The sequence below is a fragment of the Nonomuraea sp. NPDC050786 genome (assembly GCF_040654115.1).
GTDB lineage: Bacteria > Actinomycetota > Actinomycetes > Streptosporangiales > Streptosporangiaceae > Nonomuraea.
This window is the reverse complement of sequence record NZ_JBFAHJ010000061.1, coordinates 1-22,992: the sequence shown is the minus strand read 5'-3', so window position 1 is coordinate 22,992 and position 22,992 is coordinate 1. Positions and strand designations below refer to the sequence as shown.

The window sequence follows — 22,992 nt, the reverse complement described above, 5'->3', positions numbered from 1 at the left end:
GTGTACCGTACGAGAAGCGTGCGGTACACCCAGTAGGCTGCGGAGTCGACCTAGGATGACGACATGACCGAGAAGAAGCCGAGCCGGCGTTACGTGATTGCGCTGCTCGTGTTCCTGGCCGTCGTCCTCGGCATAGTATTTGGTCCTAACTTATTGTATGGCGCGGTCTTGGAATCGCATATAGAGGGGAAATCTGAGTCCGCACTCAAGAGGTATGCTGAGCAGGTCGGACAACGACTTCGTGAAAATCCGGCAGGGGATTCCTGGCGTAGCGTCACAGGAGCTGGCGTTCTCAAAGCCAGCCGACCGGATACGAGTACCCTTGTCATTTCGACAGACGTCACCGTAGTGGCAGACCTCTTCTTCGGCAATAGCTTGGTAGTGCGATGCTACGACATCACCTTCACCAACATCGGAACCCCTCACCAGCGATACGATCTGGACAAGATCTCCGGATGCGAGCCGGAACGACGCGGACCGGCCATGACCAGCCCGCCGTGACCTGCGGCCGCTGTCCACCCGTCCCGTCTTCACGGATGCCCGCCATGAATGGCCGCTCACGTGCTGGCCGCGCTCTGAAAGGGCGGTCGGCCCGGTACCTTTCAAGGATTTTGAGATCATCACCGACGCCAGCGCCAACTTCGGGACGACGCCGGCCTGACCATGATCCAGTACGAGATCCTGCACTGGGCCAACGAGTGCGCCCCCCAACGCCGGTGCATCACCGAGCTCGCCGACCTGATGATCACCTCGCGCAGCGGCCTGAGCTACCAGGTGGCCCAGCTGGAGAAGGCCGGCCTGCCACGCGCGAAAACGACACCAACGACGAACGCCGGGCCATGGTCGTCATCACCGAAGACGGCCAGCGACTCCTCGAGAAGACGGCGCCCGGACATGTGCAGGCGGTCCGCGACGGCCTGATCGACCTCCTGACCGACGAGCAGATCGCTCAGCTCGCGTCGGTAGGGTTTTTGCTGGCTGATCGCGCCCATGGGCGGCGGGCCGCTGATCAATTCTGTTCCTCGCCGTCGTCCTCTAGACGAATAAGTCCTAAGTCAGGTCAGTGGTCGTAGGCGATCAGTGACCGGGTGATGGGCTGGCCTGTGGCGCGGTTGTGCCAGATGGCGGCGGTCAGGGCCAGGATGCGCTGGGCGATACGGGCCCCGACGCGGAGAACTGGAACTCGGCCAACAAGGACATCTTCTACGGTAAGGCCGGTGATCTGACCGGCGACGACCGCGAGCATGTCGAGGTCTCCGCGCTGGCCCTTCACCTGGTCCAGGCCGCGATCGTCTACCTGACCACCAGGATGGCGCAGATCGTCCTGGCCGAGCCGAAGTGGCGAAAGAAGCTCACCGACGCCGACCGGCGCGCCCTGTCGGCCCTGTTCTGGAGCCACCTGAACCTGTACGGCAAGTTCGAGCTCGACATGAGCAAACAACTCGACCTCGGGCCGGGGCCAGCGGGTCAGCAATCAGGTGATCCGCTCTGAGCTTCGAACGCTCTTTGCCGCCGGTGGGTCGGGCGCGGGCTGGGACCTGCACGAGTTCCGCCACTCGGCCCTGACTCACCTTGGCCAGGCCGGAGCGAGCCTGCTGATGCTGATGGCCGAGTCCCGGCACAAGAAAGCCGGAGAACCTGCGCCGCTACTTCAAGTTCTCCCCAGAGCCATCGCGGAGCTCACCAGTCTGCTCGCCCCTGGCGGCAGCAGGCGCTGAAGGGGTGCGCTCAGCTGGTCGGTCGGAGCGTTCCTCACGGAATCCCTCGCCTGTGCCGGGCCTCTCTAGAACTCGGCAGAGGTCAGAAGGCGTAAGGGCCGAAGCGGCCCCAGGCGATGACAACGGACAGCGCGAGCAAGGCCACGTTGACGGCGATGCCCGACGACTCCTTGCGGCGGGCGTGGGTGGCGGCTGCACCGAGCATAGTGATGGCCAGGCCGGTGGCGGCCAGTGGAGTGAGGGTTGGGGCGATGTCGGTGACGGCGGGCAGGATCAGGCCAACAGCACCGAGAAGTTCGACCACGCCGATCAGGCGAACCTGGGTGGCGGTGAAGTCCTCCACCCAGGGCATCGCGGGGCGCAGCTTCTCCTTGGGCCGGATGGACTTCATCACCCCGACCAAGCCGAACGCGGCGGCCAGAACGGCCTGCAGTATCCACAGAAATACGTTCATACAGGTAGCTCTCTTCATTGGACGATGCAGTGGTGCTCGGCCTGGTCGCAGACACGGGCGGTGGGTGTCGTCCACGTGCGACCAGGTTGATCACTGGACGGCCGGCGGGGGCCCGCCGGCCGGAACCTCAGTAGTAGGAGCTCATGAGCTCGGTGGCCCAGGCCGGTTGGGTGACCGGATGGCGGGGGGCGAACCCGATCAGGTACGGCTTGGTATCCAGGATGGGGGTGCCTGACAGCGCGTCCAGATCGGCGACGTGCAAGTTCAGGCCGTCCACGGCGAGGAGTCGGCAGCGGGAGACACCAAGACGGTTGGGATGGTATGGCCCCCGGTGGGCGAAGATCCCTACAGGGGCCGCGCTCGGGTTCCCTCGTGGGGGACGGGGATCGGTGCGTACCTTGGCTGGGTCGACCGATCGAAGAGGAAGACGACCTCCAGGTGGGAGAAGCCCTCCAGGCCGAGCACCGCCGAGGCGGTGAAGGTCTCACCGTCCAGCCGGATCACGGCTCGAACGTCGTGCCAGTCGTCTTCGACCATCTCGCTGCGACCGCCCACCACCCGGCCGACTGTTTGCAGGGTCACGGTGTCGGTTGTCATGGTGATCTCCACGTTCTCGTAGCGCCCGAGGGCACCGGAGTGTTTGGCGAGGGTGTTCGAGCCGGTTGACAGCACGGATTCGCCGTTCACGTGAATCGGGGTTCAGCCGCCGGAGCGCTGGCCGCAACTGCCGCACCGCCGGTCGGCTGGCGAGCCGGCGGCACTCACCGCGACCGATCAGTCTCAAGCGCCACCTGGACTACGAGCGGCGCACAGGGCCACCACCCGGCATGTCGACCACTGCGCCGCCCAGGCTCGGCTTGCTCGGCGGCGTGAGATCTGCCACAGACCTGTAGAAACCCGCGACCGGAGATTGTTAGGCGTCGCGGCGCAGCGTGAACCAGAAGGTCGGCACCGAGTTGGTGCCAGGTGTGACGTCGAGTAGTTCCCAGCCGGGGAACCTGGCGCGGAGCTCGTCGGCTGTGACGCCCGCCGCCCACGAGGCGACCTCGGGGGCCGGATTGCCGGTCGGCTCGGGGCCGTACCCGAACATCAGCAACCGTGCTCCGGGAGCGGCGCGGTGGGTGAGCCCGGCGGCGTAGGCGTCGCGGCGGTGCAGTGGGATCCCGCAGTAGCAGCTCAGGTCGAAGAACAGGTCGAAGGGACCCGGCACGTCCAGCTCGTCGAGGCGGGTGGCGTCTCCGTGCAGCAGCCGTACCGCCACTCCCGCCTCCGCAGCCTTCTTTCTGGCCTGGTCGACGGCGCGGTCGATCAGGTCGACGGCCGCCACCTCCCAGCCGTGCCGTGCGAGGTAGATGGCGTTGGTCCCCGTGCCGCAGCCGAGTTCGAGGGCGCGGCCGGGCGGCAGCGCGCCGTGCCCCTCTACCAGGGCGACCAGCTCGGGCGGCGTGACGCCGGTGTCCCACGGCGGCTTGCCGGTGCGGTAGTAGCGCTCCAGCGCGCGGTGGACGGACTCCTCCTCCGGGTCTCGCTGCGTTGAGGCCAGGTCCGGTTCCGGCCGCTGGGTGGCGTTGGGCTGGTCCATCGTCTCCTCCAAGAATCGAGAGTTGAACTCTAGTGACGTGCTCTAGAGATATACTCTCAATATGGACACAGTCAAGCGGCCGGACAAAAGGGCCGAGCGCTCACGTCGTACCCGTGAGAAGGTCGTCGAGGCGGCTCGCGAGCTGTTCGTCGCGCAGGGTTACGGGGCGACGAGCCTGCAGGAGGTCGCGGACCGGGCGGGTGTGGCCGTCCAGACGGTGTACTTCGTTTTCCGCAACAAGCGCACGTTGTTCAAGGACGTCGTCGACGCGTCCATCGCCGGGGATCTCGAGCCGGTCGCCACCATGGATCGTGAGTGGTTTCGCGCCGCGTGCGCCAAGCCCACCGCGGCCGGGCAATTGCGCGCGCACGTCCAAGGCACCCGCGAGATCCTGGGCCGGGTCGCCCCGATCATGCCGCTGATCGCCGCTGCCGCGGCCACCGACCCTGAGATCGCCGCACAGTGGCCGGACGGCCCCGACCCGCGTTACACCGTGCAGTACGCGGCGGCCGAAGCCCTGGTCAGCAAGCCCGACGCCCGTCCCGGGCTCTCCGTCGAGATGGCGGCGGACCTGCTGTTCGGCCTGCTCAGCCCGCAGCTCTACCTGATCTTCGTCCGCGACCGCGACTGGTCACCGGACACGTGGGAAGAGTGGGTCCGCACCGCCTTGACCTCTCAACTCTGCGCCGATCCCGGCTGAGCGGACGGACGTCACGATGGTCCTCCAGCCCGCAATGCTGGTGGCTAACCGCCTGGCCGGCCTCCTGCAGGCCGGATCGGGAACCTGGCCGACACCCATACCGGGCCCTACGCCGACCAGATCACCCCGGCCACCCAAGCCCCGGGGGCCGCTAGTGTCATGCGCCTGAAATTTATGGGTTAAGTCTTAGCCTGTTGTGGTGTCGTATTCAGGGCCTTCCGCGGTGGAGATCACGCTGTCTGACTACGAGCGTGCCGAGTGGGTGCGTCGGATGGGAGTGCCGGAGCGGCGCCGAGCTGAGCAGGTCCGCATCATCCTGGCGTGTGCCGAGGGCATCTCGAATGCGGGCACGCTCAATCCACTTCCATACTTGTAAAGTCGCGGGTCCTCCCTACCGGCGGGTCCTCCTCGTCAGAAAGCTCGGCTGAGCGAGGAGGTCGGTCAGTATCCCGAGCATGGCGTCGACCGCGGGGGCGCGCAACGGCGGGACCGCCACCGCGACGTACAGGCCGCGGGTCGGCAGGGGTGGGATGGTGGCTCGCAGGACCACGTCGGGCCGGATGGCCGAGTGCGCCAGAGTGGGCACGAGCATCACGCCCGCGCCCGCCGTGACGAGCGCCTGCTTGCTGTTCCAGTCGTCGCACCAGAAACCTACGCGCGGAGCGGCACCGAGCGCCTCGGACAGAGGTGCGGTGGGGCCGAGACAGTCGGGGTGACTGCCTTCGATCCAGGTCTCCTCCACAAGATCCAACAGGCGTACCCGGCGCTGCCGGGCCAGCCGGTGCCCGGGAGGCAGTGCGACCCACAACTCCTCGGCGAGCAGGGGGATCAACTCGACGCCGTCGACGGCACGCTGAGGCACGCTCGCATCAGTCGTGTCGCGGTCTGTACTAAGGTGCCAGTCCGTGACGAGTGCGAGATCGATCCGGCCGTCCCCCACCGCTGTGAGGAGTGCCGCCTGATCCGTCTGCAGCAGGCTGAGTGACACACCGGGGTAGGCGCTGGCGAAACGGCGCAACGCCTCGGGCACGAGCACGATGTTGGCACTCGTGAAGGCGGACAGCCGTAGCTCGCCCGACGCCAGCTGGGCAAAGGACGCCAGCCTGGCCTCCAGCGTTCGCAGGCGGGCCAGGCTGTCGCGCGCCAGGTCGACCGCGACCTCTCCGGCGGGGGTCGGCCGCACTCCACGCGGCACCCGGGTGAACAGCCGCATTCCCACTCGTCTCTCCAAGCCCGCGATCTGACGGGAGACCGCGGGCTGGGTCATCGAGAGTGCCTCGGCGGCGCCGGAGAACGACCCATGGTCGGCAACCGCGACGAGCACCTGCAACGCCCAGGTGTCCAACATGCGCCAAGCGTATAGCTGCCCCAACCAACCTGCAGTTGTGCTTATGCCTACTGCCAGCCCACCCTGAACCGGTGACCCCGACTACCAGCACAGCGGCCGGAGAGGCCGTACCCGCCGTCGCCGACCAACTGGCCTTCCTGACCGAGTGGCTGCCGCCCGCCCCGGCGCGCGTCCTCGACGCAGGCTGCGGGCGCGGCCATCTCGCGCTCGCGCTCGCCCGCGCCGGTTACGCGGTGGCCGCAATCGACATCGACCCCGAAGCCGTCGCCGCAACGACCGCCCTCGGCGTCGCCGCGATCGAGTCCGACATCGCCGACTACAACGACCGCGCGTTCGACGCGATCGTGTTCTCCCTGTCGCTGCACCACACCGCCCGGCTGGCGGAAGCAGTCGAGCGGGCACGAGCGCTGCTGGCCCCAGGCGGAATCCTGATCGTCGACGAGTTCGCCTGGGAACGCGCCGATCGCGCCACCGCGTCGTGGTTCTACGACATCGGCGCAGTACTGGCCGGAACCGGCCTGACCGCGTTGCCGGAGCACGGCGCCGCTGTGAAAGACCCCCACGCGAAATGGGTGAACCAGCACCGCGACGAGCACCGCCTGCACTCAGGCGACACCATGGTGGACGCGATCCGTGCGGCCTTCGAGATCCACGAGCTCGTACGCGTCCCCTACCTGCATCGCTACCTCGCCAACGAGCTCAACGACGACACCGCCACCCGGGTTTTCGCCTCCCTCCAGCAGATCGAGCAGCTCCGGATCACACAGGGCGACCTGACCGCCGTCGGACTACGCCTGCTCGCCCACCCCGCGAACAGAGAGGGCCAAGCATGACGAACATCATCAACACCGGGTCTGTCTAGATAACTAGATAACGGCGTATCTCGATCTTGATTAGTTATCGGGCGGTCGGGGTCAGGCGGCCTTCGAAGGTGATGGCGAAGGCGTTCAGAGCGGCTTTCCAGCGGGTGATCCAGCGTTTGCGGCCCTTGCCGGTCGGGTCCAGGCTCATGATCGCCATGTAGACGCACTTGAGGGCGGCCTGCTCGATGCCCCTATGTTTGTCAACGTGCTGCTGGAGCGCTGTGAACAGAGATCGCGGGGCGGATAATCCGGAACAGGCTGCGGGCGAGGTAGCGCTTGAGAGCGCTGTGGGCGCACCCGTAGACGTGCAGAGGCAGGTACGGTCATTCGTTCACAGATTCTGTGTGCCCCATGAGATGCCCTGCCTGTTCAGGGTCTGAGCCCCTGGGCCATGTCCAACCACATCGTGACGTCGGGGGCGGCGAAGTGGCGGATCGCCCAATCCACCATGTTGTCTGGGGCCACGTCGCGCCACTGGTGCTGGAACATGCCGATGGCGCTTTTGATCTCGCTGGCGGTGGTGTGCTGCTTGGCGTCGGCGGCCCGCTTGCGGTGTTCGAGTCCCTTGTTCAGGGCTCGCTCCACTTCGGATCTGCGCTCGACAGACGGCGTGATGTCGAGGCTGGTGTAGACCTCCTCCAGAAAGGCCCGATCGTCTTCATCGACCTGGTGGCTGCGGCAGCACTCCTGCCGGTGCTCGGATTCGAGCTGCCTCTTGCGCGCTTCGGCGGTCTCGATGGCGGTCTCGATCTGCGAGCAAGCGTCGTCGGGCGGCCGAGCTGTTCGAGGCCGCCACCGGCGGCTGGACGCTGCATCAGCTGCGTCACACGGCGCTGACCCACGCGGCCGAGGACGGCGCCAACACCTCCACCCTGCTGGCCTACTCCGGGCACACTTCGGTCGCCTCGCTGGCCCGCTACGCCCGGGTCTCGGGTGAAGCGCTCGCACGCTGGCAGGCTGGGCGCGACCCTGCCGCCCGCAAGCGGTGAGAGACATCCCTCCTCCTTCGAGGGCGCGGCGGCGTCCTGACCGCCCAGCGGACCGGCCGTTGGGCCGGCTCTGGGCCCCAGGGCGAGTACGCCCAGGCTCCCTGTCTAGCTCTTACGGCCGTTCAGCGTCGCGCCGGGAGCTGCCTCGCGCCCCGTGGGCACCGATGCACGAGTGTGGTCGCCGTGACGTACGCCGGCCTCCGCGCAAAACGTCACGCCATGTCCCAGAGCAGGCGGTAATAGGCGATGCGCTCCGGGTCCGGAGCGATCCCGTACGCGTCGTACACGACGCCGTCGTACCCGGGGCCGTAGTTCCACTCTGTACTCCAGGCCGCGACCGCGAGGTCAGCCCACCGGTCGGCCACCCCGAGCGAACCGAGGTCGACGTGCGCGGCGAACGTGCCGTCGTCGTGCAGCAATGTATTGGGGACGCACGCGTCGCCATGGCAGACGACCAGGCGGTCGATCGCGGGCGGCTCGCCGATGCGCGCCCGGGCCTTAGCCAGGTCGAGCTGCCGGTGCTCGGGGAACCAATCGGCCGGGCTCTCGCCGTCGGCGATGCGCTGGTCGGCGCGTGCAAGCCGTCGATCGATGCTCCACTCGAACGGGCACTTCTCCACGGGCAGGGCATCGTGGAGCAGGCGCAGCCCTCGGCCGATCGCGGCCGCCGCGGCCGCCGGGTCGGCGAGCCACCGCGGGTCCACCGCCGAGCGGCCGGGGACCGCTGCGGTGACCAGCCACGCGCCGTCTGCGTCCTTGCCGTGCTCTATGACGTGCGGGACGCTCACCCATTGCTGTGCCCAGGCCAGACGCTCGGACTCAGAGGCGAGGTCGATTTCTGGGGTGCCGACGGCGACCCATTTGGCGTACCTGGTGCCGCCGTGTCCGTCCTCAAGGCGGAACGTCAGCCCGCCGAGCGCGTTGCGCCACACCGGAGTGACGGTGTCGCCGCCGGCAAGCGCAGTGACGGCGTCGGGGACAATCACAGGGCCGGTCGGGATCTCGGAGATGAAGGGGCTGCTCACGGGCACATGATCTTCCCAGCGAGCGGCACGAGTGACAAATGGTTTCTCAGCTGAACAGGTCTGTCGGTGGGAACGCGGCTGCGCTGCCTCGACTGCGGAAAGCCTGTCATCGGCAGCCTGTCGTCCCCCTTCCAGGGGATTTGGGCTGTTTCCCATAACGGTCCTTGCCTGTCAGCTTCCGATGTCATCGTCGCGGAGGTCACCCGCATCTCCCAAGGGACGCAGTCCTCCGGGCAGCTCAGGCAGGGCGAAGGAGTAGCGGCCCAGCATGTTCACGTGCGTGTAGAGTCCCGAGCCCCCGGTGTGGCCGGCCTTGGCGCGCAAAGTACGCGGTTACCCGTCGGATGGTGGCCGAGGTGTTGAAGTCGCATGTGCGGTAAACGACGCGATACTGGATCACGATGTGATCGTTGGCGTAGGAGGAACTGCGCCGGCAATTCGTGATCAAGCGTAGCGATCAGCGCGTGAACTGGGTGAAGACGCCACGGGTTGTCAAGGGAGAGAGGTTTCGGGACATGCGCGGTCGACTTGCGGCTGCGGCGTTGGTGGTGACGCTGGGGGCTTGTAGCTCTGGGGGCGCGAGCACCCCTGCCCCCTCGGCGTCCGCTCAAGGCCCTCCGGTGTGGACAGGCTCGGGAACCTGGATGGAAGTTGCCGAGGCCGGGCACGGGACTTCGCTGGATGAAGTGGTGGTAACCAGCAGGCGGGACGCGTGGGCGGTTGGTAGCGGCGAAATGGGCCCAACCGTCAAGCGGTGGAATGGCATCGGCTGGCGTGACGTCACCATACCCGCTGGGCCGCAGGCCCCCCGGGCCGTGTCCGCCTCATCGAGCCGTGACGTCTGGGTATTCGGCCTCGACAGTGGCGGCGACGCGAGAGTCTGGCGATGGAACGGTCGCACCTGGTCCAGACAAGGCGGACCGGCAAGGAGCGACTGGTGGGCGGCGGCCGTGGTGGCGGGCGCCGGAGAGGCGTGGCTGGAGGGAGCCGAGGACGTCGCATATATCAACCGGTGGTCTCGAGAAAGGTGGACTAGGGTTGCTTTACCGTTCAAAGTGGACATCCAGGCGCTCAGCGCGGTGTCACCGAACGACGTGTGGGCCGTAGGTGACTCCGCAGTCCTGCACTGGGACGGCACCAGCTTTCGGGCCATCCCGCTGCCCCCGCCCTACGCGATCCAGCCGTGGGCGGCCGACGGCACATACCTCCGCCTGCTGGACGTGGCGGCGGTGTCACCTGGGGAAGTCTGGGTGGTGGGAACGATGGCGAAAAATTCCTCGGCGGGGGTGGCATTCCGGTGGGACGGTCATCGATTCACCTCGCTCGCACTTCCGGAAGGAACGGCCGAACTCACGGCGGTCGAAGGCGATGGGCATGGCGGATTCTGGACCGCCGGCGAGGTAGCCGAGGTAGGCCGCGAGAGATGGGACAGGGACAACACGCGCCTGCAAATGCTTCACAACGATGGCAGGCACTGGACCCAGGAGCCAATCCCCGAGCGGACCGGGACTTGGGGTCACGTTGTGTCCGACTTCGCCCGCCTGCCTGGAGACGATCGGATGATCGCGGTGGGCGGGGAAACCGCTCAGGAGGAGGACAGCACCGGCTGGATCTGGATGCGATCGAGTTAGCTTGATCTTCAAGTGCCCACGGGCGCGGAAGTGAGGCTGCGGTGTCGGTGACCTTGCTGGATGCGGTGCTGTAACTCGTCCAGGGTGCGCGGTTACGCAGAACCAATGGCCCGTCCCTGAACGTTGACGCGGTAATTGATCTCGGCCGATTAACCCGTCAAGGCGTCAGGCAGGTCGGGGATCTCGCCGAGCTGCCGCAGGCCTTCGGCCGGGGCGGAGGAGGAGATGGAGTAGCGGCCCAGGACGTTGAGGTGGGCGTGGCCGAGCGGGGACAGCCGGGCGGTGTTCTCGTCCTTGACCGGGACGCCTTGGGTGCGCAGCCGGTCGCCTGCGGGTGACGGATACTTGGAGTTCCACAGCGTGACGGCGTTGACGACGAGTCCCAGAGCCGCTAGTTGATCTTCTTGTCCTTCGCGGTAGGCCTTACGAATCTGCCCGTTGCTGCCGTGGCAGATCTCGCGGGCGAGCCGGTGCCGGGGCTCCTGGACGGTCAACTGCTTGTTCAGCTTGCGGCGGTAGGTGTCGTCGATCGGGTCCAAGATGCTGAGCAGGTGGAGGGTCTTGTCGATCCGGCCGTACTCGGCGAATGCCTGTCCGAGCGGGGTGGGCCGCCCGTTCCGGGCGAACATGCGCAGCAGATCGTAGGCGCGGACCTGGTTGGTCACCAGCGACCCGGCGACCCGGGTCATGTCCGACCACTGGGTGTGGATCTTCTGTCAGTTGATCTTGTTACGGGCGATCGCCTCCAACGGCCCGTAGTCGCTCGTGGTGTTGCTGTCAGGCACCTCCGAGCGCCAGAACCTTTGGTCGCCTAGGTCGGCGAAGCGGGGCGCGAACCGGTAGCCGAGCATGGAGAAGATCCCGAATACCGTGTCCGAATCGGACGCCTGGTCGGTCGTGACGATCTCGGGCTGCGGCCCGGCGTCGATGTTGATCAGGGTGTCCAGGATGTACAGCGAATCGCGCGGCGTGCCAGGCACGACCATCTGCCCGATCCCCATCACTTGATCATTGACTGCATTCAGAAGCGTCAGACCGCGTTTGTAGCCGAAGTACTTCGGGGAGGGGGCGGCGTTGATCGTCTGGACCGGGACGACGAACCGCAGCCCGTCGACCGAGGCCAGCAGCCCGCCGCCCCACAACTGCACGATCGGCACGCCGCGCTGGGCCTCGATCAGGATCGCGTTCGCCGCGCCGTGGGTTGTGGCGATGTCATCGCGGGTCCCAGTAGCAATCGCGGAAAATCCAACGGATATGGGCCTGACCTGCATGGATGGGCTCTGGGCCCGCCGTCCTATGATCGTGTTTCTCAAGGAGTTCTCGCAGGTCGGCAGAGCAACACCGTTGGATTCTGCTCCATTGCTACTGGGACCCCGAGGTGTCCGCTGCGCTCCAGGATCAGCAGGCGCGAGGCCGGAATCAGCCGATGCAGCTCTTCGGCCGATGTCCACGTCCGGGTGGCTGCGGCAGGCCCGGCGTAGAGCAACCAGACGCGCATGCGTGGGGTCTCGAGCACTGATGATCGCTGCTTCCCGCATCAGTTATGAATCTGTTACCGCCAGAAGGTGATGGGAGGGCCGCCGTGGGGGATGGTGGATTGCGAAGTCCAGCAGAGGGCTTCCTCTCACGCGAACCAAGGCGTGCCTCTGCATGGGCTTTTCCATGGACGGGGCAGCCATCACATCCGGGAGAAGCACGTGCCCGTCCTGACCCCCACCTCCGAGCAGCTCACCGCTGAAGACCTCCTGACCCGCCTGGCCGACCCGCACATCTCCGACCTGGACGCAGCGCGCATCCGTGAGCGTCTGGTGGACATGCATGAAGGACTGGTGACCGAGATCACCCGCCGCTACCGCTACCGCGGCGAGTCCATGGACGACCTGCGCCAGGCCGCCTACGTGGGGCTGATGAAGGCCGTCAACGGCTACGATCCCTCGCTCGGACACGAGTTCAGGGGATACGCCATGGTCACCATGCTCGGCGAGGTCAAGCGGCACTTCCGCGACCGCACCTGGGCTGTCCGGGTGCCGCGCGTCTACCAGGAACGCCGCATCGAGATCAACAAGGCCACGGCCGAGCTGACGCAGGTCCTCGGCCACTCGCCGACTGTCGCCGAGCTGGCCGCCAAGCTGGGCATCTCCGAGGAGGACGTGCTGCTGGCGATGGAGGCGTCCACCGCCTACTCGGCGCTGTCGCTGGACGCGCCGGTCGGCAGCGGCGACGAGGACGCCGCCGAGCTGGGCGATCTGCTGGCCGCGCAGGACCAGTCGCTCGACACGCTGGTCGACGCGCAGGCGATCAAGCCGCTTATCGACGCCCTACCGGCTCGGGAGAAGAACATCCTGCTGATGCGTTTCTACGGCAACATGACCCAGTCGGAGATCGCCAAGGAATTCGGGATCTCGCAGATGCACGTCTCGCGCATCCTGCGTGCCGTCCTCGCCAAGCTACGCACCGCGTTGACGGCCTGATCCTCAGCCTCTGGTTGCCGCGCCGGGCGTAGGTCGGCGTACTCCACGCTCTGCAATGGTGAGTACGGATAAACGGGCTCTGCACTTGAATCCGTACGCCGACAACCGGATCCGGTTCACTGCTGATCGCGCCCAAGCTATCGCCGGGCTCTGCGATGGCGCCGAGGCGACCATCTCCGCTGTCCGGGACTGGCCACCGGCTCCGCTGTGGACGATGCCGCGCTGGCGAAGCACCTGGACGACAACGGCGGGCTGCTATGAGCCAGCGACGCGATGGACTGGACGCAGGCCGAGAACGACGTCGCAGAAGTGATGATCTGGCTGCGCGGCAACCACGGCCGCGAGGTCAGCTACGCCGACATCGCCGCCGGCGTCGGCATCAAGGACGGCCCCCGCCTGCGGCGGGCCGTCAAGGTCGCCCGCGTGGTCGCAGCCAACCGGGGCGACCGCCTGGAAAAATTCCTGCCCTCGCAAAACCCCGCCCGGCGCCGGGTCTTCGTCACCCGCTACATGCGCCAGGGCCTGGGCGATGAGTTCCGCGCCCGCGACGCGGTGTCCGCCGCCCGCGACGCGGTGTCCGCCGCCCGCACCGCGATGACCGCGATGAAGGACATGCACCGCGCCACCACCTTCGAGGCCGGCAACGACAAGTCGATCGCCCGCACCGAGTTCGGCACGATGGCCATGGCCGTCGACGAGTGCATCACCAAGGTCTCCGGCATCGACAAGGTGGGCCCTCAGGTGGTCAAGAAGGAGAACACCGGCCTGCTCGCCCAGATGATCGCCGAGATGGAAGCCCGGCTCACCGAGTCGGCAGGAGGCTGACCGGGTCGCCCTCCTCGTGCCCTGTCAGCCGCCCCGGACACGCCTCGCAATCCGACGACCAGTCAGGAGCCCATCGCGACCCCGCTCGAACGCACCCTCGCCAAGGCCCTCACCGAGGTCGTCATCAGGCTGGACCTCAGCGACGACGACGCAATCACGCCCGCGGTCACGATGCAGGTGATCGAGCCAGTGGCGGTCCTCCTGCAGGACCTGTCGGGGCAGGACGGGGTGCTGGTCATATCCGGCCGGAACTTCCCGCTTGCTGTCCCGCCGCTTGTCCTCAGAAGGGCTGAGCTGGTCGTACGTCGCGCTCTGGACCTCGTTCTCGGTGGTCCTCGCGTCGAGAGCTTCCGGGAACATGGGCTTCTCGGAAGCTGCCGGCCTGCGGAGACAGCCGGTAGCGGGAATCTCCGGCCGGATATGACCACGACCCCTTGATGGCGTCTTCGACCTCGTCCCACACTCTGACCTGTCCGTGCTGATGCACCGTCCACCCGCCTGCGGGATCTGGCCGGGTATCAGCTCGCGAGCCGGTCCCGATGCCCCTCGCCATCGGGGGCACGCCGAGACCATCCCAGCGCTCCGTGAGCAGGGCGATGACGGAGGCCGTGGTCTCCTCATCGTGGACTGGCGACCCGACCAACTTTGAGCAGCATCGCCGCTGACATGGGCAGTCGACCCGGCCACCGGGAACCGCCGCGACCTGGCTGCCGAGGAGGAAGAAATCGTCGGGCGACGGTGCGGCGGACAGAAAGTTTCAGAGGTGTCCCTACAGCTGAAAAATATTTGAGCAGAAGGCGCAAAAGTCTGGACCAACGGCTTGCCGGGGGCGACGATCCGATCATCGATCAAGACCGCGGATATGCCCGGATACCCGTTGTCCCGGACGTAACCCCAGCTCAGGATGGCCGAGTGGCGGATCGCATACCGGACGTTGATCGCGTCACGGCGGCGGCCGGGAAGGGCTGGACGCACCGTCGAGATCGTTTCCTTCAAGTCGCGAGACCCGCCAGGTGTCGCGCCTCCGATGGCACGCTGAGCACCGCAGACCTCGCTCAGCGAGCCGCCCCGTAAACCCCTGGAGCAGCTTAATGGATCTGCCGAGCGAGTTAGATCTGCCCAACTCCCGATGGAACGGCCTTCAACAAACCCCCCAGGAGCCGGATCGCCCGGAAACATCGTGGAATCGTTTCGCGACCGAAGAGGCCAAGCCCGAATCGCGCTGGCCACGCAGGCTGGCTCCCGTTCTCTCGATCGTCCTGATGGTGGAGATGGTGTACGCCATGCCCGCCTACGCGGCCCCGCGCTCGGCGCCGGCCGTGCAGAAAGAAGCGCCGGTGACGGGCGGGAAAGTCCCCGTCAAGCCGCCGCTGGCGGATCCCACCGCAAAGCAGGCGTGGAAGGCGGCGCCGGCCGTCACCTGGCCCAAGCCGCAGAAGGCGGAGCTGGGCGGCTCCGTCTCCACCCTGGCGGCCGGCTTCCCGGTGAAGCTGGCGCCGGGGACGGCCAAGGCGGCGCAGGCGACGGACCCGATCAGTGTCGAGCTGCTCGACACCGACCTGCTCGGCCTGGCGATGCGGGTGTCGCCGGGGCAGGGGGTGGCAGCGGCGGCCGCGGCCAAGCCGGTCAAAACCCGTGTGGAGGTGGACTACTCCGGCTTCCGGTACGCCTACGGCGGTGACTACGGCTCCCGGCTGCGCATGGTGAAACTGGAGGAGTGCGCGCTCACCGGCGCGGCCGGCTGCGCTCAGCCGCAACCGGTGAAGAGCGACAACAACGTCACGAGCGGCACGGTGACCGCCGAGGTCGAGACGGGCGGCCTGTACGCGCTGACCGCGGCGGCGGCCGGCCCATCGGGCGACCATGCCGCCACCTCTCTGGCGGCTTCGTCCGACTGGAGCGTGGGCACTCAGTCGGGCGACTTCACCTGGGGCTATGAGCTGCGCATGCCTCCGGCGCTGGGCGGTGAGGAGCCGGGCGTGTCGCTGGGCTACTCCTCCCAGAGCGTGGACGGGCGCACCGCCTCGACCAACAATCAGGCGTCCTGGGCGGGCGAGGGCTTCGAGCTGAACCCGGGCGGCTACATCGAGCGCCGTTACAAGTCGTGCATGATCGACGGCAAGAAGACCGGCGATCTGTGCTGGGACCAGGACAACGCCACCATGTCCCTGGGCGACTCGTCGGTCGAGCTCGTCAAGGACGCCACCACGAAGCAGTGGCGGCCCAAGCGGGACGACGGCACCAGGATCGAGGCGCTGACCGGCGCCACGAACGGCGACGACAATGGCGAGTACTGGCGGGTCACCACGCCGGACGGCACCCAGTACACCTTCGGCCTGAACCGGCTGCCCGGCTGGGTGAGCGGCAAGCCGGAGACGAAGTCGGTGCAGACGGTGCCGGTGTTCGGCAACAACAGCGGCGAGCCGTGCTACAACAGCACCCCGGCCAACGCCTGGTGCCAGCAGGGCTACCGGTGGAACCTCGACTCCGAGGTGGACACGCACGGGAACGCGACCACGTACTGGTACGAGCGCGAGACCAACTACTACGGCCGCAACATGAAGCCGGAGCTGGGCACCCAGTACGTGCGCGGCGCGTACCTCACCCGGATCGACTACGGCTACCTGAAGAACGAACTGTTCACCAAGCCGCCGGCCGCTCGCGTGGTGTTCGACGTCGCCGAGCGCTGCCTGCCCAGCGGCACGGTGACCTGCGCCGCCGACCAGCTCAAGAAGGAGACCGCGAACTCCTGGCCGGATGTGCCGTTCGACCAGATCTGCGACGCGGGGGTGAAGTGCACCGACCGTCTGGCTCCGACGTTCTTCACCCGCAAGCGCCTGGCCAAGGTCACCACACAGATCCTCAACACCAACACCGCCAAATGCTCGGGCGCGCAGTACTGCGCCGTGGACTCGTGGACGCTGGCGCACCAGTTCCCCGCCTCGGGTGACGGCATGAGTCCGGCGCTGTGGCTGGCCTCGATTCAGCAGACCGGTCACGTGGGCGGCACGATAACGCTTCCCCCGGTCAAGTTCACCGGCGTACAACTCCCCAACCGGGTGGACGCCCTTGAGGGCCGCGCCCCTCTGGTCAAGTGGCGGGTGCAGGCGATCAACAACGAGTCCGGCGGTGAGCTGCGGATCAACTACTCGCCGGCCGACTGCAAGCCGGGCGACGTCCCCACGGCCGACAAGAACACCAGGCGCTGCTTCCCGCAGCGCTGGGCGCCACCGGGCGAGGCCGAGGTCACCGACTGGTTCCACAAGTACCTGGTCACGCAGACGGTCGAGGTCGACCGCGTCGCGGGCTCGCCGAACGTGGTCACCGACTACGAGTACCTGGACGGCGCCGGCTGGCACTACGCCGACAACATCCTGGTCAAGCCCGAGCACCGCACCTGGGCCGACTACCGCGGCTTCGGCCGGGTTCGCGTGCGCCAGGGCGACGGGCAGGACGGCAAGCGCACGCTGACGGAGTTCCGGTTCTTCCGCGGTATGCACGGCGACAAGCTGGCGGACGGCTCCAAGCGCAGCGCGCAGGTGGAGGACTCCGAAGGCGTCAAGCTGGACGACCTCGACCAACTGGCCGGGTTCGAGCGGGAGGAGATCCTCTTCGACGGTGACGGCGGGGCGGTCCTGACCGCGACCGCGCAGGAGCCGTGGTCGGTCAAGACGGCCGAGTCCACGCAGGGCGGCGTCACCAAGGCCGCGCACGTGGTCCAGCCCAAGTCCATGGTCACCCGCACCGCGCTGGCCGGGGACAAGTGGCGGCGTACCGGCGAGGAGCGCTCGTACGACGCCAAGGGCCTGCTCCTCCAGGTGGACGAAAAGGGCGACCTGGCCAGCGCGGATGACGACGAGTGCACCCGCTACAGCTACGCCCGTAATGACACGTCCTGGATGCTCGACTACCCCAGCAGGGTCCAGAAGGTCGCCGCCGGTTGCGGCACCGCGGTCTCCACGCTGGCCGCCGGTGAGGTGCTCTCCGACGAGAAGATCCAGTACGACGGCCAGGCGAACGGCCAGCCGCCCACCAAGGGCGACGTGACCACGGTCCAGGAGCTCGTCTCGGCGGACGGCCAGACGATCACCGGCATTACCCACACCTACGACGTCTACGGCCGCGAGACCAGTGAGACCGACCCGGTCGGCACCAAGTCCGTCACCACCTACAGCCCGGCCACGGGCGCTCCGGCGACGGAGACCACGGAGACGAACCAGCTCGGCCACGTCGAGCGCACCCAGCTCGAACCGGCCTGGGGCGAGCCCATCGCCGAGATCGACGCCAACGGCAAGCGCACGGAGATGGAGTACGACGCGCTCGGCCGCCTGATCAAGGTCTGGCAGGCCGACCGCAGCAAGGCGGCCGGGCAGTCGCCCAGCACCGAGTATTCCTACACGGTGCGTACTGACGGCCCCAGTGTCGTCACCACCAAGACGCTGCGCGCGGACGGCGGCTACACCACCAGCCACGAGCTGTACGACGGCCTGATGCGTGAGCGCCAGACCCAGGAACCCGCGCCCGCGGACGATCAGACGACGGATCCCGCGCTACGTGACGGGCGCACGATCACCGACACCTTCCACAACTCCCAGGGCGAGGAGTACAAGGCCAACACCGGCTACTTCGCCACGGGCACGCCGTCCACCGACCTGCTGGCGGTGGCCGACTCCGCCGTCCCCAGCCAGGTCGTGTCGTTGTTCGACGGCGTGGGTGAGGTCAACGCCCAGGTCTTCAAGGTGAAGGGCGTGGAGAAGTACCGGGTGACGGCCAAGGAGGAGGGCGACAGGATCCACGTCACACCGCCGCCGGGCGGCACCGCCACCACCCGCATCGGTGACGCCGAGGACCGCCTGATCGAGCTGCGCCAGTACAAGGGCGCCACCCCGACCGGCGAGTACGACTCCACCAAGTACACCTACGACCACGCCGGCCGCCTGTCCACGGTGACCGACCCGGCAGGCAACGTCTGGCGCCACCACTACGACCTGCGCGGCCGGGAGATCAAGACCGAGGACCCGGACAAGGGCGTCACGACCACCACGTACAACGACGCCGACGAGATCGTCACCACCACCGACTCGCGCGGCAAGACCCTGTGGTACGGATACGACGCCCTGGGCCGCAAGACGCAGATGCGCGAAGGCTCCGCGAGCGGCCCGCTGCTGGCCGAGTGGAAGTACGATGCGCTGGCCAAGGGAGAGCTCAACGCCAGCATCCGGTACGTCGGCGGGCAGGCGTACACGGCCGAGATCAACGCGATCGACGCCGAGTACCGCGCCCTGCGCCAGACCATCACCATCCCCGAGCGGGAGGGCAAGCTCGCCGGCTCCTACCAGCTCAACACCCGCTACACCCTCGACGACCAGGTCCAGTCGGTCAGCTTCCCGGCGGGCGGCGGGCTGGCGGAGGAGTCGGTCGTCTACAGCTACGACGGGCTCAGCCAGCCGACCAAGGTCACCGGGCTGTCGGCGTACCTCAGCGCGGCCCGCTACTCCAAGATGGGTGAGACCCTCCAGTACGAACTGGGCGAGGGCACCAAGAAGACCTGGCTCACCTACACTCACGACGAGGGCACCCGCAGGCTGACCGGCATGCGGCTGGACCGGGCAGGTGCCGCCGCCAGCGATCTGGACCTCAACTACACCTACGACGCGGCCGGCAACATCACCAAGATCGCCGACAAGGGTGCGGCCGGCCAGGACACGCAGTGCTTCAAATATGACCATCTGCGCCGCCTGACCTCGGCGTGGACGGCCACCGACGACTGTGCCGGCGGCACCCCGCAGTCCGACAAGATCGGCGGTGTGGCCCCGTACGCGGTCAGCTACGCGTATGACGTCACCGGCAACAGGATCAAGGAGACCAAGCACGCCTGGGGCGGCGCGGCCGAGAGCACCCGCACCTTCACCTACCCGGCGGCCGGCGGCAAGCAGCCGCACGCCCTGCAGAGCGTCGGCTCGGACCTGTTCGAGTACGACACCGCGGGCAACACCACCAGGCGCAAGGTCGGCAACGCCGACCAGAGCCTGGTCTGGGACGCCGAAGGGAACCTGGAGTCGGTGACCGAGGCCGGCAAGACTACCTCGTTCATCTACGACGCGGACGGCGACCGCCTGCTCCGCAAGACGCCGACCGACGCCACCCTCTACATCGACGACATGGAACTGCGCCTCGACTACGCCAAGGACGTCGTCGAGCAGACCCGCTACTACACCATCGGTGGCGAGGCCATCGCGGTGCGCATGCCGGACAACCAGGTCTACTTCATGGCCAACGACCACCAGGGCACCGCGCAGGCCATGGTGAACGCCGGCACCGGAGACGTGGCCATCCGCAGGCAGACCCCGTTCGGCGAGGATCGCGGGACACCACCACCCTGGTGGCCGGGACAACGCGGATTCGTCGGCGGCACCAAGGACGCGACCACTGGGCTCGTCCACCTCGGCGCCCGCGAGTACGACCCCAAGAACGGCCGCTTCCTCTCGGTCGACCCCATCATTGACGAAGGCGATCCGCAGCAGCTCAACGCCTACGCCTACGCCAACAACAGCCCCGTCACCATGAGCGACCCCGACGGCCAGCTGTTCTGGATCGCGGTCGGCATCGCGGCCAGGATCGCGGCCCGCATCATCGCCAGGAAGCTCGCCCAGGCCGCCGCGAGGCGGGCGGCGGCGGCCGCTGCCAGGCGGGCGGCGCTCGCCGCAGCCAGGCGCAGGGCCGCCGAAGCGGCCAGAAGGCGAGCCCTGGAGGCGGCCAGGCGGAGAGCCGCCGAAGCGGCCAGGAAGAAGGCGGCTGAAGCAGCAAGGAAGAGAGCCGCGGAAGCGGCCAAGAAGAGGGCGGCGCAAGCGGCCAGGAAGAAGGCCGCGCTGGCCAGGCAGCGGGCGGCCGCCGCGGCGGCCAGGCGAAGAGCGGCAGCGGCAGCGCGCCGAGCCGCGGCGGCCAGGCGCCGAGCCGAAGCTGCGCGCAGGGCGGTGACCAGGCGCGCGAGCAGGCCCCGGTCCACGGTCAGGCATCGGCCCGCCGTCCGTCCGACCAGTCGCAGGGCGGTCCAACGACAGTCGCCGCCCAAGGCACAGCGAAATCCGCCGAACACCAGCCAGACTCAGTCGCGCGGGCTGACCGACGCGCAGAGACGCTCGATCGACGAGCAGTTGGGGAGGACCCAGCCCACCGGGGCGTACACGAGGAGCGCCCGGACAGAGACGGAAGGCATCGCGTGGCAGGGCACCCCGCACGGCCCGGCCTCCAAGCCGTACGTGTCGGAGGCTCCGCGCTCGAAAGGGTGGGCGCGCGTCTATCGCATCTGGGAGATCATCAGGCCGCCGGCGGTCCCCCCCAACTAATACCCATGCCGTGTGGTCAAGCGTGACTTGACCTCGTTCCCGGAAGTCCTCGCGTCGAGAGCTTCCGGGAACATGGTCTTCTCGGAAGCTGCCGGCCTGCGGAGACAGCCGGCCAGCGGGAATCTCCGGCCGGATATGACCAGCACCCCAGGACAGGCAAGCCCTCGCTGACCTGATCAACCAGTTCTCGCAGCAGGAAACCGACCCTGAGCGACAGGTCGTACTCCATCTCGACCATGGTGAACACCTGCCGATACCCGCTGCGCTCCAGTAACGCCATCCGGTCCCGCGGTTCGCCGGTACTACCCCGACAGCTACCTGACGGCATCACGGTCCGAGCCGCCACGGTCGCCGACGCCCGACCGCTGTTCGACCTCGCCTCCCGCGCGTGGGCCGGGCGACCGTTCTTCACGACGCCGAGCGAGGACCGGTTACGCGACTGGCTCGGCCGATCGCAGCTCGATCTGTTTCAGGTGGCGACCATTGCCGAACGCGTGGTGGGGCTCGTCGCCGTGAGCCACACACCCACCCGCATCGAGATCGAGGACGCTCAGGTCGATCCGGACCTCCAGCGGCGCGGCCTGGCAACCGCGATGCTCACCCGGACGCTCAGCACGCTGACCCGGCAGGGCGCCGGACCGATCCGCCTCCACACCGAGGGCCGCGACCCCGCCGGGGCGCGGTCACTGTACGAGCGGCTCGGCTTCCAGGTGGTCCGTGAGTACCGCCGATACCGCAAGCCCCTCAGCCACTGATCACGCAGATTCTTGATCACGTGCAAGCCCCATCCCTGTCGACGCGCAGCGGTGCGGCAACCTGCGTCGGCTATGACCGGGTGCTGGTCATCGGGACGTATCGCCGCCTCCAGCGGAGGTCGAGGACGGCATGCGCATGGCCCAGCAGGTAGAAGTTCAGAGTCGTCTTGCGGATGAGCAGCTTGGCCACCCGCGGCCCTTCCTGGTCCAGTTCCTCCCGCATCGATGCCGCGAGGTCGCTGATGGCCGCGCTGAAGGCAGGGTCAGTGGCCGCGCGCGCGTAGATCTCGTGGCCGTACCGGTCGTACAGCCTCTGCACTGCGAACATCGCCAGCGGCCCGTTCGGGATGTCGTCCTGCGGTGACCCGTCGCCGCCTCGCCACCACGTTTGTAACCAAGATCCCACTCTGCCCATCCCAGCATGATGCGCGCACCGTGCGGAGCATGGCAAGCACTCGGTGTAAAGGGTGCCGGTCAAGCCCTCTGGGTCCTGTCTCGTTTCACTTGAGGTATCGGGCTGCCCCTGAGCTGCGGTGCCTCTGAGAGATGAGACCACGCGGAGCCGAAGGCGTCTCACCGATCATGAGGCAGGTTCCTCGCATTGCTTGCTGTCGCCTGCCGATGGTCCTGGGCCAGAAGCTAGGCGGGCTCTTCCCCGGGCACCCTGGCGAGCGGCACACCACGCAGGCTGAGCAGTACCATCGCAACACACCCGCAGGTGAGTGCGATGTCGGCGACGTTACCCACGAACAGGCCGTAGTCGATGAAGTCCACGACGTGCCCGCGGGCGAAGCCGGGCTCGCGGAAGAGCCGATCGCCTAGGTGAGACACCGCCCCACCAAGCAGCACCCCCAGCACGAGCGCCCAGCCAGGGGAGGCCAGCCGACGCGCGGTGTAGAGAATGCCGACCACTGCGGCTGTCGCCGCCAGGGCGAACACCCATGTCGCGCCGGTACCGACGGAGAACGCGGCTCCGGCGTTGTAGAACAGCCGGAAGTGAATCAGAGGGGGAATCACGGCGACGCGCTCACTGCCGGACAGCGTGGAGACCGCCCAGAGCTTGGTGAGCTGATCCACGACAAGGACCACCGCGGCCAGCATGAGCATCATGCCGTACAGCCGACTCGAACCCCGCTCTAACCGCATCATTCATGGCCTCCGCGCTGTCCAACAAATATTTCCCTGAGACTACTAGGGCCTGTTCGGGGTTCCGATCACGAGAGGGTTGTGGATTCGTCTGCGCGGTGTGGTCTGGCCTTGATAAGCCATGGGCATGGCGCGTGGT

General features: G+C 67.5%; 20 protein-coding genes and 3 pseudogenes. 10 read left to right on the top strand and 13 right to left on the bottom strand.

What is annotated here, in order from left to right:
• The first annotated feature begins 63 nt into the window (after positions 1–63).
• Positions 64–501 (top strand): hypothetical protein, encoded by a 438-nt coding sequence (locus tag AB0H84_RS52615; RefSeq protein ID WP_357622107.1) that lies wholly within the window; start codon positions 64–66, stop codon positions 499–501.
• Between the two features lie 266 nt (positions 502–767).
• Here AB0H84_RS52615 and AB0H84_RS52610 read toward each other — a convergent pair whose 3' ends face one another.
• Positions 768–1,013, bottom strand: a complete 246-nt coding sequence (locus tag AB0H84_RS52610) for a hypothetical protein (RefSeq protein ID WP_357622105.1) — start codon at positions 1,011–1,013, stop codon at positions 768–770.
• 47 nt (positions 1,014–1,060) lie between these two features.
• A pseudogene (locus tag AB0H84_RS52605) lies at positions 1,061–1,162 on the bottom strand (IS982 family transposase); the annotation flags it as partial.
• Here AB0H84_RS52605 and AB0H84_RS52600 point away from each other — a divergent pair.
• Complete coding sequence (locus AB0H84_RS52600; protein ID WP_357622102.1) at positions 1,115–1,492, top strand: Tn3 family transposase; 378 nt, start codon at positions 1,115–1,117, stop codon at positions 1,490–1,492. The pseudogene AB0H84_RS52605 and the gene AB0H84_RS52600 overlap by 48 nt on opposite strands.
• A 308-nt stretch (positions 1,493–1,800) precedes the next feature.
• Here AB0H84_RS52600 and AB0H84_RS52595 read toward each other — a convergent pair whose 3' ends face one another.
• From AB0H84_RS52595 to AB0H84_RS52580, 4 genes are all read right to left on the bottom strand, one after another.
• Positions 1,801–2,172 carry a DoxX family protein gene (locus AB0H84_RS52595; RefSeq protein ID WP_357622099.1) on the bottom strand — a complete coding sequence of 124 codons (372 nt, stop codon included), beginning with the start codon at positions 2,170–2,172 and terminating at the stop codon, positions 1,801–1,803.
• A 127-nt stretch (positions 2,173–2,299) separates the two neighbouring features.
• The gene (locus tag AB0H84_RS52590) at positions 2,300–2,515 is read right to left on the bottom strand and encodes a TrmO family methyltransferase (RefSeq protein WP_357622119.1); all 216 of its coding nucleotides are present in this window, start codon (positions 2,513–2,515) and stop codon (positions 2,300–2,302) included.
• 2 nt (positions 2,516–2,517) lie between these two features.
• Positions 2,518–2,769: a hypothetical protein gene (locus AB0H84_RS52585; protein ID WP_357622097.1), complete on the bottom strand. Its 252-nt coding sequence runs from the start codon at positions 2,767–2,769 to the stop codon at positions 2,518–2,520.
• 316 nt (positions 2,770–3,085) lie between these two features.
• A complete protein-coding gene (locus AB0H84_RS52580; RefSeq protein WP_357622095.1) occupies positions 3,086–3,754 on the bottom strand; it encodes a class I SAM-dependent methyltransferase in 669 nt (222 codons plus the stop codon).
• A 61-nt stretch (positions 3,755–3,815) separates the two neighbouring features.
• Here AB0H84_RS52580 and AB0H84_RS52575 point away from each other — a divergent pair, with 61 nt between their 5' ends.
• On the top strand, positions 3,816–4,454 hold the full coding sequence (locus tag AB0H84_RS52575) for a helix-turn-helix domain-containing protein (RefSeq protein ID WP_357622092.1): 639 nt from the start codon (positions 3,816–3,818) through the stop codon (positions 4,452–4,454).
• A gap of 391 nt (positions 4,455–4,845) precedes the next feature.
• Here the strand turns inward: AB0H84_RS52575 and AB0H84_RS52570 are convergent, their stop codons facing one another.
• On the bottom strand, positions 4,846–5,802 hold the full coding sequence (locus AB0H84_RS52570; protein WP_357622089.1) for a LysR family transcriptional regulator: 957 nt from the start codon (positions 5,800–5,802) through the stop codon (positions 4,846–4,848).
• Positions 5,803–5,873: 71 nt separating this feature from the next.
• Here AB0H84_RS52570 and AB0H84_RS52565 point away from each other — a divergent pair, with 71 nt between their 5' ends.
• Positions 5,874–6,635 carry a class I SAM-dependent methyltransferase gene (locus AB0H84_RS52565; RefSeq protein WP_357622086.1) on the top strand — a complete coding sequence of 254 codons (762 nt, stop codon included), beginning with the start codon at positions 5,874–5,876 and terminating at the stop codon, positions 6,633–6,635.
• Between the two features lie 64 nt (positions 6,636–6,699).
• On the opposite strand, the pseudogene AB0H84_RS52560 reads toward AB0H84_RS52565, so the two are convergent.
• Both AB0H84_RS52560 and AB0H84_RS52555 read right to left on the bottom strand, forming a co-directional pair.
• A pseudogene (locus AB0H84_RS52560) lies at positions 6,700–6,849 on the bottom strand (IS256 family transposase); the annotation flags it as partial.
• 185 nt (positions 6,850–7,034) lie between these two features.
• Positions 7,035–7,250: a hypothetical protein gene (locus AB0H84_RS52555; RefSeq protein ID WP_357622083.1), complete on the bottom strand. Its 216-nt coding sequence runs from the start codon at positions 7,248–7,250 to the stop codon at positions 7,035–7,037.
• Positions 7,251–7,366: 116 nt separating this feature from the next.
• On the opposite strand from AB0H84_RS52555, the gene AB0H84_RS52550 reads away from it, so the two are divergent.
• Positions 7,367–7,654: a tyrosine-type recombinase/integrase gene (locus tag AB0H84_RS52550; protein ID WP_357622116.1), complete on the top strand. Its 288-nt coding sequence runs from the start codon at positions 7,367–7,369 to the stop codon at positions 7,652–7,654.
• A gap of 212 nt (positions 7,655–7,866) precedes the next feature.
• Here AB0H84_RS52550 and AB0H84_RS52545 read toward each other — a convergent pair whose 3' ends face one another.
• On the bottom strand, positions 7,867–8,679 hold the full coding sequence (locus AB0H84_RS52545; RefSeq protein ID WP_357622081.1) for an aminoglycoside 3'-phosphotransferase: 813 nt from the start codon (positions 8,677–8,679) through the stop codon (positions 7,867–7,869).
• A 644-nt stretch (positions 8,680–9,323) separates the two neighbouring features.
• Here AB0H84_RS52545 and AB0H84_RS52540 point away from each other — a divergent pair.
• Complete coding sequence (locus AB0H84_RS52540; protein WP_357622078.1) at positions 9,324–10,310, top strand: hypothetical protein; 987 nt, start codon at positions 9,324–9,326, stop codon at positions 10,308–10,310.
• A 149-nt stretch (positions 10,311–10,459) separates the two neighbouring features.
• On the opposite strand, the pseudogene AB0H84_RS52535 reads toward AB0H84_RS52540, so the two are convergent.
• Positions 10,460–11,512, bottom strand: a pseudogene (locus AB0H84_RS52535) (transposase); the annotation flags it as partial.
• Between the two features lie 495 nt (positions 11,513–12,007).
• Between AB0H84_RS52535 and AB0H84_RS52530 the strand changes: the two are divergent.
• From AB0H84_RS52530 to AB0H84_RS52515, 4 genes are all read left to right on the top strand, one after another.
• Complete coding sequence (locus tag AB0H84_RS52530) at positions 12,008–12,781, top strand: SigB/SigF/SigG family RNA polymerase sigma factor (RefSeq protein WP_357622075.1); 774 nt, start codon at positions 12,008–12,010, stop codon at positions 12,779–12,781.
• Positions 12,782–13,054: 273 nt separating this feature from the next.
• Positions 13,055–13,606 (top strand): hypothetical protein, encoded by a 552-nt coding sequence (locus AB0H84_RS52525; protein WP_357622072.1) that lies wholly within the window; start codon positions 13,055–13,057, stop codon positions 13,604–13,606.
• Between the two features lie 1,262 nt (positions 13,607–14,868).
• Positions 14,869–20,952, top strand: a complete 6,084-nt coding sequence (locus AB0H84_RS52520; protein ID WP_357622069.1) for an RHS repeat-associated core domain-containing protein — start codon at positions 14,869–14,871, stop codon at positions 20,950–20,952.
• Positions 20,953–21,188: 236 nt separating this feature from the next.
• Positions 21,189–21,707: a GNAT family N-acetyltransferase gene (locus AB0H84_RS52515; RefSeq protein ID WP_357622066.1), complete on the top strand. Its 519-nt coding sequence runs from the start codon at positions 21,189–21,191 to the stop codon at positions 21,705–21,707.
• A gap of 70 nt (positions 21,708–21,777) precedes the next feature.
• Here AB0H84_RS52515 and AB0H84_RS52510 read toward each other — a convergent pair whose 3' ends face one another.
• Positions 21,778–22,035: a hypothetical protein gene (locus AB0H84_RS52510; RefSeq protein WP_357622064.1), complete on the bottom strand. Its 258-nt coding sequence runs from the start codon at positions 22,033–22,035 to the stop codon at positions 21,778–21,780.
• Between the two features lie 311 nt (positions 22,036–22,346).
• Positions 22,347–22,817, bottom strand: a complete 471-nt coding sequence (locus AB0H84_RS52505) for a signal peptidase II (RefSeq protein ID WP_357622061.1) — start codon at positions 22,815–22,817, stop codon at positions 22,347–22,349.
• Positions 22,818–22,992 lie beyond the last annotated feature (175 nt).

Coding starts and splice junctions, on each gene's coding strand:
- AB0H84_RS52615 (WP_357622107.1), top strand. CDS start 64: ATGACCGAGAAGAAGCCGAGCCGGCGTTACGTGATTGCGCTGCTCGTG.
- AB0H84_RS52510 (WP_357622064.1), bottom strand. CDS start 22,035: ATGTTCGCAGTGCAGAGGCTGTACGACCGGTACGGCCACGAGATCTAC.
- AB0H84_RS52585 (WP_357622097.1), bottom strand. CDS start 2,769: ATGACAACCGACACCGTGACCCTGCAAACAGTCGGCCGGGTGGTGGGC.
- AB0H84_RS52580 (WP_357622095.1), bottom strand. CDS start 3,754: ATGGACCAGCCCAACGCCACCCAGCGGCCGGAACCGGACCTGGCCTCA.
- AB0H84_RS52570 (WP_357622089.1), bottom strand. CDS start 5,802: ATGTTGGACACCTGGGCGTTGCAGGTGCTCGTCGCGGTTGCCGACCAT.
- AB0H84_RS52575 (WP_357622092.1), top strand. CDS start 3,816: ATGGACACAGTCAAGCGGCCGGACAAAAGGGCCGAGCGCTCACGTCGT.
- AB0H84_RS52595 (WP_357622099.1), bottom strand. CDS start 2,172: ATGAACGTATTTCTGTGGATACTGCAGGCCGTTCTGGCCGCCGCGTTC.
- AB0H84_RS52525 (WP_357622072.1), top strand. CDS start 13,055: ATGGACTGGACGCAGGCCGAGAACGACGTCGCAGAAGTGATGATCTGG.
- AB0H84_RS52515 (WP_357622066.1), top strand. CDS start 21,189: ATGGTGAACACCTGCCGATACCCGCTGCGCTCCAGTAACGCCATCCGG.
- AB0H84_RS52520 (WP_357622069.1), top strand. CDS start 14,869: ATGGTGGAGATGGTGTACGCCATGCCCGCCTACGCGGCCCCGCGCTCG.
- AB0H84_RS52505 (WP_357622061.1), bottom strand. CDS start 22,817: ATGATGCTCATGCTGGCCGCGGTGGTCCTTGTCGTGGATCAGCTCACC.
- AB0H84_RS52540 (WP_357622078.1), top strand. CDS start 9,324: ATGGAAGTTGCCGAGGCCGGGCACGGGACTTCGCTGGATGAAGTGGTG.